Source organism: Kitasatospora sp. NPDC048298, assembly GCF_043201465.1.
Taxonomy (GTDB): Bacteria; Actinomycetota; Actinomycetes; order Streptomycetales; family Streptomycetaceae; genus Kitasatospora.
Genome location: NZ_JBICYZ010000079.1, coordinates 1 through 13,440, shown reverse-complemented (window position 1 = coordinate 13,440; position 13,440 = coordinate 1). Strand labels below are relative to the sequence as shown.

Here is a 13,440-nt window from a genome sequence, read left to right as displayed (position 1 = left end):
GTGTGATGATCGGTTAACTGTGCTTACAACAGGTCCAGTTGAGGTCTGGAAGACTACGGGTTCAGGCCGTTGGTCCTCTCGGGGACTGCGGGGCCAGCGCCGTTCCGTCCGGCCGGTACAACCGTGGCGGTGGGGGCGCGGCCACGGGGTGATCCGGCCGAGGAGGTCACCCCGGGGTGACCTGGAGGTCCGCGTGCGCCGTCTTCCCGCAGGCGTGGACCGACGTGCCCCAGTTGCCCGAGGCGAGTTCGTGGATCAGCGCGAGACCGCGGTGGCACTCGTCGTCATCGTCGGCCGTGAGCATCACCGGAAGTTCGTGCGAGCCGTCCCGGACGAAGAGTCTCACCGACCGGGGAGACCGGCGCCGGACACCCACCCGCATGCAGGTCAGGCATCCCGTCTTCGCCGCGTTCGTGACCATCTCGCTCATGACGACCTCGGCCGCGTCAACGAGGTCGTCCAGTCCCCACTCCAGGAGTTTGCCCCTGACCAGCTCCCGTGCTGCTCGTGCCGACTCCGGCCGGTACCGGAGGTCCGCCGTCGTCGGCCCCGGCGGGGCGCTCGGGGGCGGCGGGACCGGCTCCGAGCCCGTCATCGCGGCGTCCGATGCCGCCTCGTGGGGTGTCGAAACCGTATGCGTCGCACGGCGGTTGCGCGGCGCAACACCCGTTCGAAGCCTTCCACGAAGACGTCGGTGCCACCGGGCCGCTGCTGCCAGGATCCGCGGCGGGCGTCGGCCGGGAGGATCCCGCCCGGGATGTCGGCCGGATCCGGGGAGCCTGGAGCTGGGCACGACGCTTCCCACCACGGTTCAGGTGGATACCGCCGGAGCGGGCATGTCGATCACCGACAAGCCCCGAGACGTCGGCCGGTTCACTCGGATGTTCGAGGCACTGTCCCGCTCGGCCCTCCCCTCCGAGGCGACGCCGGCAATCCTGCAACAACTCACCCGAGAGATCACCTCATGACCCACCACATCAGCGCCACCGAACTCGCCCACACGGCCGACTGGTTCAAGTCCTCCTACAGCGGCGCCGGCAACAACTGCGTCGAGGTGGCCGACCTGACCTCGCCCCCCTTCGACGCCGTGGCCGTCCGCGACTCGAAGGACCCCCACGGCCCGGCCCTGCTTCTCACCCCCGGCGCGTACGCCGGCCTCGTGGCCTTCGCGAAGACCTTCACGGTCTGACCCACAGGCCGGAGGAGGGCCGCGTTCCCCGTTCCAAGGGGGAGACGGCCCTCCTCCGCACCAGCGCCTCCACTTCCAGCACACGACGCGATCACGCCGCTCCGAATCGACCCCGACGGACGCCGCTGCGCTTGGGGATCTCCACGGCCGCCGACGTTGCGGCCGACCGGAAGTCCATCTCCATGCCACGCCCCGGCGCGTCGCCCTTTCCCGGCGCGGTCTGATCACAGCCCCGAAAACCGTGGTGCCCTCGCAGAACATGACTTGACAGACATCCCATGAGTTGGAGAGTCAAACGGCGAGTGCGTGAGCCCAGGGGAACCAGGCAGTCCCTTTCCCATCGGCAGCCCGTCGTGCAGCCCGAACGGATGCCCTAGTCTCAGCGGATGACGCTGTACTTCGACCCGGTGGCCATCCTCGGCAACGACCGCGATGCCTTTCGGGGCCGTTGGGAAGACCGGCTGTGGCGAGATGGTCAAGTCTGCTGCGGAACGGGCGTGTTGGTCAGTCTTCCGGGTGGTGGACCTGGCGCCGGACGTCCTGGAGGTAGCGGAGCCGGCACGGTGTGCGGCTCACTCCCAGGGCTGTTCGTAGCGCTTCCACGCGTCTTCGAGGGCGTCCAGGGCGCCCTGGCAGGCATCAACGGACCAGAGGTAGTCGTAGTAGAACTCGAACGACTCGACCCCGTCCTCGGGTTCGGGCCACCCGTCGTCCTGGATATCGCGCTGGACGTCGCGGGCGAGGTCGCCGATGGGTGACTGCTCGTCGGTCAGGCGCAGGAGCCACTCGGCGAAACCCAGCGGTCCGTCGGACATGTGTACCCCCTGGGGTGTCGTGATGCCGGTCCGGACGATCGGCATCCCTCGCCGGGCCCGTCCGCGCGGTGGGACAGGCTGTCGAAGGAAAGCCTCTCACAGCGGTTGCCTCGTATATTGCCGCATATACGAGGCTAACGATCGTTAACGCGCGACAGGGGGGTATCGGGGCTGTAGAGGCCGACGCGACCCCTGTGCCGGCCTGGTGATGCGTCAGATGCGGGAACTCACCCCCGGCGCTCGTCGGGCGCTGGTCAGCACCACAGCTGGCCGTCGCCGGGCCTGTCGGCCTCCGGATCCTTGTGCTCCTGGTCGTCGCTGTCGGTCCAGGTGCCGAACGGCCCGGGCATACCGGGCTCCTCGGCGCCGAGCTGGGCGGGGATGCAAAGAGGTCTTCGCGTCAGACCCCGTTACCTTGGCACCCTCTACCCCGAGTCCCCGGCCGCTGGCCTGGTCGACCTGCGCGAGCGTACCGGCTGGAACACCTGGGACGGCTCCCGCCTTCCGATGGTGGACACCAGCTGGCGGCTGCGCCTGAACATCCCCACCCGCTCGCTGGAGGAACTCGTCCTCGTCGACGACGAGGGCTTCGACGATGAGGTGCTGTGGCGGGCCGCCGAGCAGGTGAGCCTGCCCGACAGCTGGTGGGACCTGATCGACCGTACGGAGCACGTCCTGGTCGCCGGCCCCGGAAGCCCGGAGGACGGCAGCCTTGAAGCCCGGGCCGTCGCGGTCGTGGCCCGGGCGAGGTTCATGTGACCCGTCCCCACCCTGCCCTTCCGGCCGACGAGACGGAGCCCGCCGTGACCACCACCCCCGCCGTCCAGACCAGCACCGACCCCGCCGACACCGCACACCTGCGCGCCGGCCGCCGCATCACCCTGGAGGAGATCGTTGGCCACGTCTCCTCCGCCGCCGTCCTGCTGCAGCAGGTCGCCTACGCCGCTGAGACCCCCGACGTGCCGGTGGAACTGGCCGACTTCATCGAGGAGCTGCGCTGTACCGCCGACACCCTGGCCAAGAACGCCGACACCGCGCAGCACCTGGCCGCCATCACCTCCGGCGAACTCCCCCTCGCCACCACCTTCGAGGACAAGCGGACCTGGGGCGCCGCCGCCCGTGAGGAGGAGCCCAGCACGGCCCCGGGCAGCTACCCGCCCGCCGTTGTGCCCACCTACAAGCAGCTGCTGCTGCTCGCCCGCCGCGGCCGCCCGATCCCCGACGACCACCCCATGGCCCGCTGGCTGCGCACCGAGACCATCACCTTCCCGGCGGCGATGGACGGCGTGCACTTCGTGGAGTCGAAGGTTGCAGCCGAGCGCCGGGCCGTCGAACGGCTGGCAGAGATCCGAGCCGAAGTGCTGCTCGTCGAGTGCGACACCGTAACGTGCGCCCAGGGCGAGGGACAGCCGTGCCGCACCAGCACCGGCCGGCTGACCGAGCAGCCGCACAAGGGCCGCCTGAACAGGGCGACGCTCCGCGTGGACGAGCGGCTGGACACCCTCGGCCCCACCGTCACGGTGACCCGCCATGTCTGAGCGCCGCCACCGCCGCGAGCACCCGGCCCCGCTGCCCGGCATCGCGCGGATCCGCGCGACCGGCGACGACCAGGCCGTCGCCGCCGTCCTCCAGCACCTTGCCGACCGCTTCGTCGTCACCGGTGCCGCCCGTACCCCGGTGGCCGCGCCTACCTCGAAGCCGACACCCGCCCGCCGATCCGGGAGACCCATGATGGCTGAGCAGTTCACGTTCGCCGCCGCCCGCTTCACCCCCCTGGCCAGCACCCATGAACCGCTGGCCGGCTCGGCGCTGGCGCTGAGCGTCCACGGGATCGTGCGCTATGTCCTGGACGAGGACGGCGCCAGCGAGCACTATGTGCTGCACCTGGCCACCGCACGCCTGGACGGGGTGCCGGTAAGAACGCTGTCACCGGCCGCAAACGGCTGGTGTCACGTGCGGCGACGTGCGGCGGGGTCGCGTTCCGCGACGTGTCGGGCAACGGCATCGACACCGGGGCGGGCGTACCGCTCCAGGGAGCGCACGGAGGCGTGGCGGGAGCGGGCCAGCAACATCGGCGTGGACGTGCCGCCCTCGGCGTCGTGCGTGAGTGCGCTGTGGCGTAGACGGTGGAGTGTCCAGCCGTCCAGGTCCTCGATGTTCTCAGGTGAGGCGAGGGGGTTGGCCAGCAGGCGGGTGTTCTCCTCGAAGATCTCCTCGGCCCGGCGGTAGGACAGCCGGGCCCTGCCGGTCTCCGGGCACACGTCGAGCGTCGGTGTCCCGGCCGGGGCCTTGCGGTCGGTCAAGAACAAGGGGCCGCGGGTACGGCGGGCGATGAGTCGCGGCAGCAGCTGGGCGGTCCCGGACTGCCAGTGAATCCACTCCGTGGCCCCGCCCTTGGCGGTGATCTTCCCGCGCTTGTCCTGCGGGTACAGGTCTTCCACGTTCAGGCACAGCACCTCGTCGGCCCGCGCGGCGGACTCGTAGAGCATCTTCCACTGCGTCTTCTCCCGCAGGGCGACGTCCAGGCGCCACAGGGCGGCGATCTGTTTCTCGGCCAGCGCCTTGGTGCGGTCGGGAGGTGCCGGCCGCCGCTCGATGCCGATCGTCGGGTCGCCGGCGATCCAGCCCTGGCGTTGCCACCAGCCGATCGCCTTGCGCGCGATGGACAGCTCCCGGTTGACGGTGTCGGCGTCCATCTCGTCCGCCCGAGCCGCCGCCAGCTCGGCCAGCACCTCGGGCAGCGCCGGGTCGTCGATCGCGGCGACGGGGAAGACGGGCGGCTTCGCGCCCCGGCGGGCGGGCCCGGTCGGCGCCGGTTCACCGGCGAGCATCCACCCCCACGTCGTCAGCGAGATCCGGTAGATCCGCGCGGAAGACTTCGCGATGCCCGCGCCGGTGAGGTACCGCTCGACCGCCGCGGTGTACGACGAGGGCGGGGCGGACAGCGGCACGACCCGGGCGCGCGGCAGTCGGAGCGCGCCCCCGCTCCCGAGTTCGGTCACCGGTTCGATCGCCACGTCCGCCCTGCCCTTCCGTTCCTGCCGCAGTAAATGCGTACACCTCGCCTGTGGTGGCCGGAGAGCCCGCCGCAGGTCGCGATGATCACGGTAGGGGCTCCGCCGCAGTAAATCCGGCATTTACTGCGGCACCACCCTGACGAGCCATCGAGCAACGGAAGTGCGACCCCCAATACGGAACCACTGCTACCGCTATCCGCCGCACCGCTGACCCTCACGATGAGCGCAGGCTCGATTCTTTGTCGGTGCGGAAGGGGAAGATGAGACCTCCACGCCCGCGCTTCAGTAGAAGGTGATCATGAGCGGATTCCCCGGCCGTGGAAACGGCCCTTACGAGGCTCTGCGGAGGGGCCGGACGGCTGTGGACCGTTTGACCGCACGCATGGCGGCCAACGGTGGGACCTTGCGCGAAGTGACAGCGACACAGGTCCTGCTGGCTGAGGCCAGCCCGCGCGTCTGCTTCCAGGAGTTCACGTCGGCCGAGGAGGCGGAGTCCGGGGCTGACTGGATGTGGTGGTGGGTGGACCGGGACGGCACCTGTTTCGGCCTGCTCGCCCAGGCGAAAATCCTCAAGGTCAGCGGTCGCCGGTGGACCGTCGACTTCGGGTACACGACCAAGGGGCACTCCCAATCCCAGATCACCAAGCTCATCGAGGCGGCCGACCTTTGCTCCGTGCCTGCGGCCTACGTCCTCTACTGCGGGGATCGGAAGTACCGGGCGACCCTGGAGTGCAGCCGCACCCACCGCGGTGTCCTGTGCCGAGATCGTGAGCGGGTAGGCGTGTCGGTGGCGTGCGCCTTGGTCGCGCAGGAGGCTGCGAAGTTTCATCAGAACGCCGCTGGTGTGGAGGTCTTCCACGACGCGGTACCGGTGGAGGACATCGCGAGCCCTTCCGAGGGGCTGGACGAACCGATCCGCTCCTTGGTACGCGAGCTGGATGAGGAGCTTGCACGGTTCCTCCGGCAGCCGCAGAGGGGGGCCCGGCGTGTGGCCAAGGAGCTGCTCCGCCCGCTGGGGCGGATCAGGCTTGGCCAGTTCGCCGGCGCAGCCACCCTGGAGCGTGCAGCACCGGCGGCCGGCGCCCTCTTCCAGCACGTCCCCGCCGACCGTGGCCATTTCTCAGTGCCGTACCTCGACCATGTGTTGCGTGGTCTGCGTACAGGGGTTCCCGGCTACGTGCGCGACGTCATGGATGGGCGGACCCCTCCGGCAGCGGTGACCGACAGGATCGGGGGGATCGTGGTGATCACCGACGCGGATGGTCTCGGATAGCGAGCGGCGCGCCCTCGTCACGAACAGTGCAGGCACACGATCTGACGCCGATGTTCCTTGAGCACACTACTGCGGGGTGGGCGTCGATCCGGCCAACCAGACCCCGGTTCCTGGTGTGCGCATCTGCGTCAGCCAAGTGATCAGGGTGTCCCGGTTGGCCTCCTCGACCGGATAGCCTCGGCTCTCAACCGTGTGGCGCGCGCCGGGAGACCAGGACGAGGTAGTGGCGACCATTCCCTGACGCGCGCCCTCGAAGTCGACGTCCGCAGCGAGCGCCTTCACCACCACACGGTCCACCTTGCTCCGTGTCCGCTTGCACTGCACCAGCATGACCGCTGGCGCGTCGCTTCCGGCATCCGGGTCCCACGCCCGAACATCGACCCCTTCGTCCGCACGGCCTGGACCGAGCTCCACCCGAAGCCCTTCGCGACGCAGCCGTTCGGCTACGAGGCCCTCGAACTGACGCCAGTGCATCTCCTCCAGAGCGGTGCTGTTCGCGTCCAGGTAGTCGATGAACCGCTGGTCGAAGAAAAGCCCCAAGGGCAATGGGAGATTCTCAGAGGTGAACAGATCGCGCAGTACAGCGCGTGATGCGTACTCCTCGCGCCGGATACGTGACCATGGGTTTGCGACCATGTGCTGGTCCATGATCAGCATCAGCCGTGAGGCGATCACCACTCCACGCGGTCCCCATTGCTCCTCAACCTCATCAAGCAGGGGCCCTGGATCAATGAGGTTTGACCCGACCGGAGGCTTCAACTGTGGCAGCCTGTCGAGCGTGTAGTCGAGCGGCCCGAAGTCTTCCGCGAGCTCGGGAAACTCCCGCACAAGCCGGCGCACCACCAAAGGTTCCTCAAGCATTGAGGCAGCATCAGCGTCGCCGAACGCAGCCAGCATCCGATGAGCCAGCTCTTCGAGCACCTCCGACCGATACCGGTAGGAGGCATCCATCTCTAGCGGCCACAGCTCCGCAAGCCCGTGAGACGCGACTGCGGTCGCCAGATCCTCCTCGGACACGACCAGCCCCAACTTGTACCCGATCAGCTCCGCTATCGAGTCGACGACGCCGCGACCGCTGAACCAGATGCTTCCCACGCGCCCACCCCTGCCCACGTGTATGAAATGTCAAAGAATGCTACTGCCGCGCGGTCGGGTAGGCCGGGGCCCGGGGTCCCGGTACGGAGGCCGCGGCGAGGTTGAGGCGGGCGCCCATGTCGAGGTTCACCTCGCCGTAGGGCCGGATATGGGACCAGAACAGCGGGGTCAGGCCGCGCCGGTCCGCGGGCGTGAGGAGGTCGGCCCACTCCGGTTCGCCCAGGATGTCCTGGAGCATCAGGGTGTTCACGTAGACCAGGGCCGATTGCAGGATGCGCAGGCACAGGACGAACATCTCCTGTTCGTCGCGCCGGTTCGAGGCGATCTCCCCGCCCTTGCCGTAGGCGATCACGGAGTTGGCGCCGTTGGAGGACTCCATGACGTTCAGGCCCTCCTCGATCTCCCGCTGAAGGTCCCGAAGCCGCAGGTAGCGGGCTACGAAGATGGTTTTCTGGGCGCGGCCGACCTCCAGCATGGCCGCGTAGGTGGGGTGGGAGGCGTTGCGGGTGAACCGGCGCAGGATCGCCTCGGTGGACGCGGTGCGGGTCCGGATCGCGGTGGCGTACTTGATCATCTGGTCGTACTGCTGGGCGATGAGTTCCCAGCGGATCGGGCGGGTCAGGGCCGGGGTGAGCTGTGGGTAGGCGTCCGGTTCGCCGACCACCGGCCGGTACAGCTTCACTTTGTTGATCCGTTTGATCCTGGGCAGCAGGTCGAAGTTCAGCAGCCTCGTGATGCCGAACCCGATTTCCGACTGGCCATGACTGTCTGTGTAGTTGGCCTCGACGTCCATGGTGGTGCCGTGCCGCATCGCGCCCTCGACCATCGCGGCGACCTCGGAGGCGGTGCAGTGGATCAGCTGGGAGTGGATGGCCAGCGACTTCTTCTCCACGTGCCAGTAGATGAGCACCCCACGGCCGCCGTAGCGCGAGTGCCACTCGGTGAACAGGTTCTGGTCGTAGGCGCGCACGTGGGTGGAGTCGGAGGCGACCGCGGTCGAGCCCTGGCCCCACAGCTCGGTGCTGCGGGCGGCGAAGGTGGCGTTCGCGATGGCGATCTGCCGGGCCGTCTCCGGGGTCAGGTACCGGCGGCGGACATAGCGCAGTTCATCCTCGGTGTGGCCGTGTCCGCCGGAGGCGACGGCCTTGATCCCGGTGTTCGTGCCGTAGGCGTAGATCACCAGGAGCAGGCGCTCGGCAAGGACCTCCGCCGAGAGACTGCCGCCGCCGGAGACGGAGGTGACCGCGTCCAGGCAGCCGGTGCGCAGCACGGCTTCTTTGAGCATGTCGATGAGCGGCACGATGCCCCACCGGCGCTGTACCTCGCCCTTGATCCTGCGCAGGTTCTTCGGCTCGGGCTGGGCCTCGGCCGGGGTCAGCCGGATCGCCCCGGACTTCCGCTCGGCGATGTCCAGCCAGCTCAAGCGCGGCATGCGGTCGTTCAGCAGGCCCAGTTCGGTGGTCATCTGCTCGCGCAGCTCGTCGACGAAGTCGGCCGGGTCCAGCGGCTTGCGCAGCTCGCGGTAGTTCTCCTCGCGCCGCTCGGCGAAGTCCTGGGGCAGGTCCTCGTCGGGGTTGCGCCACTTGTCGGCGCCGACTACCCAGATCTCCTTGCATTTGAGCTGGTCGCGCAGGGCCTGGAAGGCGACGACCTCGTAGACCATGCGCACCACCCGGCGCCGGCCGCGCTTGTCGGTGCGGTGGACGACCTCGGCCCAGTCCCCGCCCATCACCTTGTAGACCGGCACGGTCTCGCCCAGCGGGTAGTACGTGGTGTTGCCCGCCGCCGCGTACCGGGCCACCAGCGCCAGCGCCTCGATCACCGGCTGGTGGGTGTGGTTGGACGAGCGGAACTCCAGCACGTCCAGCAGCCTGATCAGCCCGCGCCGGTAGTGGTTGGTGTACGACGCCTTCAAGGTGGTCTGCACCGTGCGCCGGTAGACCGGGCCGCGAGTCTTGAACTCGTGGACCAGCTCCCGCAGCGTCTGCTCGCCGCCGGACACGGCCGGGTAGACGACCTCGCGGACCGTGCCTTCCGGCTCACCGATCGATGCCTCAGCGAGCTTGAAGAGGATGTTCTCCTTGCCCGACACCTTCTTGAACGCGTTGACCAGCTGCTCGGTGACCTTCTTCTCCGCCCGCGCCCCGATCCGGTGCACCGTGGATATCAGCAGCTCGACCAGCGTGTCCGTGATCTCCCGTTCCCGCTCGTGCAGTAGCGCTGCCAGCAGCGTCACCCGCAGCGGCAGCGGGTGAGTGCGCAGGTGGGAGGGGGATTCCACCGCGGCCCGCGCCCGCCATCCGGCCACGACCCCCGGCGCGATGCCGGCGAACAGGTCCGCCGGCAGCCCGACGGCCCGGACCGCGAGCAGCTTGTCGATCTCGGTGAGCATCGTCTCCAGGCTCACGTTGCCCGGAGCCTCCTTGATCTTCCCCAGGACCGGCGGGCCGTCCTCGCCCTCACCGGGTGCGGCGTCGTCCTCCTGGTCGGCGCCGACGACCAGGGCGACGATCCGCTCCGTGCTCTCGACCGTGAGCCGCGCCGAGATCCTCGCCGTCAGCGTCTCCTCGGCCACTCGCAGCGCGGCGCCCACGATCCGGTCGCACCGCCCTGGAGTCGGCGGCTCGATGCTCTCCGTGCGGCAGCGGACCAGCAGTTCCACCCGTACCTGCTCCGGTCGTCGCTCCTTGCACGCGACGTGCTCGGCGAGCCAGCCGGTCAGCTTGTCCGCGTCCGCAACGCTGCACTCACGGAAGCCCAGGTGCCCGCGGATCTGCGCGCGGTGGTACTCGACCGTCCGGCCGCTCCACTCGTACGCGTCCAGCTCGGAGGCGGGTACCTGTACCTGTCGGGCGACGAACTCCACCGCCTCGCCCGGCAACTCGAACCGGCCCCGGGGAAACCGGCCGTACTGCGTGTAGAACTTCAGCAACACGGCGAAGCCCAGTCTCGTCGCACCGCGCTTGCCGGACACGAGCCCCTGCTCGTCCTTCAACAGCGTCCAGTGCTCGACCAGGTCGTCCAGGTCCAAAGGGGTACGCGCCACGGTTGTCGATCGTCCTCTCGGGGCCTCACCCCGCGCAGCTGTACGGCCCCGGACTCACCCACACGAGTTACGCCCGCGCAAGATCACCACCGTTTGCGGCTGGTGACAGCGTTCTTACCGGCACCCCGATCTGCCTGACAGGAGGCTGCTGACCGCGGACGGGTCTCCACCGACTCCTTCGTCGGCAGCGCCCGCCGTTTCGGTCTGCCGTCATCACCGCCCGGGTACCCAGCTGACGATGCCCCTATCGTTCGCTGTCGTCTTCACCGGCTGACGGTTCGCGCAGCGGCGGGTGCCCGACCTCCTGCGGTCGAAAGAACGCGTACCGGCCGAGGAAGTCGATGGGGTTGAACTGCAGCGGTGAGAGGTGGGCGAGGAGGTCGTCGGTGACGGGGAAGCCATCGGCTGCGAGCTGCTCAGGAGCTTTTTGTTCGCGTGGACCGCGGCCCGGGTGCCGGTCGGTGCGTGGGTATGGCCAGAGGTGCGAGGCTGTCGCTCTCCGCTCAGTACAGCGAGGGAGGCATTTCGGAGTCGCTAGGAGGACGACTCTTCAGGAAGGTTTAGACAATCGCCAAAGGATACCACCCGCTCAGTTGCAGGATGGTTGACGTACGTTGGGAAGGTGAGGTGAGGGGCGCGCGCGATTCTGCTAGAGGGATGGTGTCTCTGGCGGTTGTCTAAAATAGACCTTTAAAGAGCGGCGTGATGATCTACTGGCACGTTGAGCGGAAGAACGTCTGCATCTACTCCCAGCTCAAGTCCTGTTCGTCATCCGAGGTCGCGGCGATGATCGAGTCCCAGTACGTCGACACCCACGGCGCGAGCGTGGTCGGGTTCGCCTTCACCGAACTGCTGAACTTCCGCCTGCTGCCCCGGCTGAAGAACATCGGCAGCATCCGCCTGTACCGCCCGGACGACAGCCCGCCCGGCTGGCCCGCGCTCGGCGCCTCGCTGACGCGGCCGATCCGCTGGGAGCTGATCGAGCAGCAGTACGACCAGATGGTGAAGTACGCCACCGCGCTCCGGCTCGGCACCGCCGAGGCCCAGGAGGTCCTCTACATTCCCGGGCGCCTGGTGAACCGGGCCGCTGACGGCTACCGCGGCGAGGGCAAGGCCGATGCCCGCGACGCCTACGTGATCGCCGATCAGGCCCGGATGCGCCGCGACCTGCAACGGATCCGGCCCGGTGACGAGGCCGCGATAGACCTCAAGCTGCTGACCGGACGGCGCGCCGACCTGGCCGAGGACCGCATCCGCACGGTCAACCGCCTTCGCGGCGGGCCGCGGCGGGCCGCGGCCGGCCCGACCGGTCCGACGAGATGGGCCGTGATTCCGGTCTGCTACGTTCACATGCACGAATGAATCGCTCGGATGTGCAGTCATCGCAGTTGCGGCGGCGCTGCTCCGTGAGCGGGCACAGGACGGCCGGCAGGGGGACCGTAGTCCATGAACGCGTACGCAGGCTTGGACGGGCCGGGAGGGCTCTAGGGGTCCAGCCAAGGTACGTGCAAAAGGGGCCATGACGTGATCTTGGAGGCGTGAAGGCTCTTGTCGCCAGCCAAGGTGGACCGGAAAGCCGCCGTGGGACGATCTTGAAGCTCTGGCCCGGGCTCGGCGGGCTCCTGGTGGTCCGGGGGCCAGCTGCCGAACGGGCCGGGCAGGCCGGGTTCCTCGGCGCCGAGCAGCAGCGCGCCGCCTTTGAGCTGGTGCGGGCCGGGGATCACGGGTGCACCTCTTCCAACTCGGCGGCGTCCAGCTCAGTGCGCTGGGCGACCAGGCGTTCGCGCAGGTCGATCTCCTCGGGGGTGAGCGGATCTTCGGGGCCGAGGATGCGGGCGGGCTTGGGCCGCCGGGGCAGGTCGTCGGCCGGGGTATCGGCGGCGGCCTCCTCGGCCTCGGCGAGCGCGCGGTAGACCGAGGCGACCGAGGGGTGCTTGCCGGCGTTCTTGCCGGTCTTGATCTCCAGCTTTTTGGCGATCTCCGGGACGGGCACGCCCTTGTCCTTGAGCGCGATGGCGAAGGTGAGCATGTCGTCGTCGATGACCTTCGGCCGGCCGCCGTGGTTGCCCTTGGCGGCGGCGCTCTGCTGACCTTCGAGGGTCTTCTCGCGGATGTAGTTGCGCTCGATCTGGGCGGCGGCGGCCAGGACGGCGAAGAACATCGAGCCCATGCCGTTGGGGTCGTAGACGCCGCTGAGCGGGCCGGTGAGGAGTTCGAGCAGGATGCCGTACCCCTGCAGGTCGGCGGAGAGCTGCATCAGCTCGGCCGCGTTGCGGGCCAGGCGCTTCGTCTCGTGGACGGTCAGGATGACCGCCTGGTCCGGCGCCGCCTCCTTGAACTGGCGGGCCAGGGTGAGCGCGGCCTCCATCTGCGGGCGGGCCTTGACCCGGGTGCTGATCTTCTCCTGGAAGATCTTGAAGCAGCCCGCGGACTGCAGGGCCTCGATCTGGCTGGCCAGCTCCTGCTGGGCGGTCGAGCAGCGCGCGTACCCGACCCGGATTGGCGGGGCGGCGTGCTCGGGCGCCGGGGCGAGCACCGGGGTCGGCCGCCGCTGCCACGGCTTGCCCGGCGCGCGGTCGGCGGGGACCAGGACCTCCAGGTCCTCGCGCAGCGCGGGCACGAGGATGAAGCGCGGAGTGTGGTACTTCGCGGCGGTCTTGCCGCCCATCGTCCGGCACGGGCTCCCGGCCAGGGCTTCACATTTCGGGCAATCGTGGCGTTCTACCGCAGATGCTGCCTGATCGGATGTCGGATCCATGCCGGGATTCTCTCAGAAGTGTCTTGCAGAACGCCGGAGTTTTGAGAGGTTTTCTGCGAGCAGAGACGTGGACAAACCGGACGCGTTCCGGGAGTCTCGCAGAACTCTCGCAACTGTTCATTTGTGAGAGTGACCCACCGCCACGACCGTCACTGTCCTGTGACAGCGAAGTTTCACCGTTTGCCATCGAAGTTTGATCGACCTGCTTGTGCCAGTAGTTCGCCAGGCGGCGGTTAGGCTTCCGTTG

Annotated in this window: 11 protein-coding genes and 1 pseudogene; 6 read left to right on the top strand and 6 right to left on the bottom strand. The window is 68.8% G+C overall.

Going from position 1 to position 13,440, the window contains the following annotated elements:
- Positions 1 to 166: 166 nt before the first annotated feature.
- A complete protein-coding gene (locus ACGF0D_RS37465) occupies positions 167 to 595 on the bottom strand; it encodes an ATP-binding protein (RefSeq protein WP_392924153.1) in 429 nt (142 codons plus the stop codon).
- A 241-nt stretch (positions 596 to 836) separates the two neighbouring features.
- On the opposite strand from ACGF0D_RS37465, the gene ACGF0D_RS37460 reads away from it, so the two are divergent.
- Both ACGF0D_RS37460 and ACGF0D_RS37455 read left to right on the top strand, forming a co-directional pair.
- Positions 837 to 968 carry a hypothetical protein gene (locus tag ACGF0D_RS37460; RefSeq protein ID WP_392924150.1) on the top strand — a complete coding sequence of 44 codons (132 nt, stop codon included), beginning with the start codon at positions 837 to 839 and terminating at the stop codon, positions 966 to 968.
- Positions 965 to 1,189, top strand: coding sequence for a DUF397 domain-containing protein (locus tag ACGF0D_RS37455; protein WP_392924147.1), 225 nt, complete (start codon positions 965 to 967; stop codon positions 1,187 to 1,189). Before ACGF0D_RS37460 ends, ACGF0D_RS37455 begins: the two co-directional genes overlap by 4 nt.
- Positions 1,190 to 1,761: 572 nt before the next feature.
- Here the strand turns inward: ACGF0D_RS37455 and ACGF0D_RS37450 are convergent.
- Positions 1,762 to 2,004: a YozE family protein gene (locus ACGF0D_RS37450; RefSeq protein WP_392924145.1), complete on the bottom strand. Its 243-nt coding sequence runs from the start codon at positions 2,002 to 2,004 to the stop codon at positions 1,762 to 1,764.
- 381 nt (positions 2,005 to 2,385) lie between these two features.
- On the opposite strand from ACGF0D_RS37450, the gene ACGF0D_RS37445 reads away from it, so the two are divergent.
- Entirely contained in the window at positions 2,386 to 2,763 is a 378-nt protein-coding gene (locus ACGF0D_RS37445; protein ID WP_392924143.1) for a hypothetical protein, read from the top strand.
- Positions 2,764 to 2,807: 44 nt separating this feature from the next.
- Positions 2,808 to 3,542: a hypothetical protein gene (locus ACGF0D_RS37440; RefSeq protein ID WP_392924140.1), complete on the top strand. Its 735-nt coding sequence runs from the start codon at positions 2,808 to 2,810 to the stop codon at positions 3,540 to 3,542.
- Between the two features lie 411 nt (positions 3,543 to 3,953).
- Here ACGF0D_RS37440 and ACGF0D_RS37435 read toward each other — a convergent pair whose 3' ends face one another.
- Complete coding sequence (locus tag ACGF0D_RS37435; protein ID WP_392924138.1) at positions 3,954 to 5,021, bottom strand: tyrosine-type recombinase/integrase; 1,068 nt, start codon at positions 5,019 to 5,021, stop codon at positions 3,954 to 3,956.
- Between the two features lie 361 nt (positions 5,022 to 5,382).
- Here ACGF0D_RS37435 and ACGF0D_RS37430 point away from each other — a divergent pair, with 361 nt between their 5' ends.
- The gene (locus tag ACGF0D_RS37430) at positions 5,383 to 6,294 is read left to right on the top strand and encodes a hypothetical protein (RefSeq protein WP_392924135.1); all 912 of its coding nucleotides are present in this window, start codon (positions 5,383 to 5,385) and stop codon (positions 6,292 to 6,294) included.
- 66 nt (positions 6,295 to 6,360) lie between these two features.
- Here ACGF0D_RS37430 and ACGF0D_RS37425 read toward each other — a convergent pair whose 3' ends face one another.
- Positions 6,361 to 7,389 (bottom strand): restriction endonuclease, encoded by a 1,029-nt coding sequence (locus ACGF0D_RS37425; RefSeq protein WP_392924132.1) that lies wholly within the window; start codon positions 7,387 to 7,389, stop codon positions 6,361 to 6,363.
- A 40-nt stretch (positions 7,390 to 7,429) separates the two neighbouring features.
- On the bottom strand, positions 7,430 to 10,435 hold the full coding sequence (locus tag ACGF0D_RS37420) for a Tn3 family transposase (RefSeq protein ID WP_392924130.1): 3,006 nt from the start codon (positions 10,433 to 10,435) through the stop codon (positions 7,430 to 7,432).
- Positions 10,436 to 11,140: 705 nt separating this feature from the next.
- Between ACGF0D_RS37420 and ACGF0D_RS37415 the strand changes: the two are divergent.
- Positions 11,141 to 11,713 (top strand): annotated as a pseudogene (locus ACGF0D_RS37415) (Tn3 family transposase); the annotation flags it as partial.
- 442 nt (positions 11,714 to 12,155) lie between these two features.
- Here the strand turns inward: ACGF0D_RS37415 and ACGF0D_RS37410 are convergent.
- Positions 12,156 to 13,103, bottom strand: coding sequence for a recombinase family protein (locus ACGF0D_RS37410; RefSeq protein WP_392924127.1), 948 nt, complete (start codon positions 13,101 to 13,103; stop codon positions 12,156 to 12,158).
- Between the last annotated feature and the right edge of the window lie 337 nt (positions 13,104 to 13,440).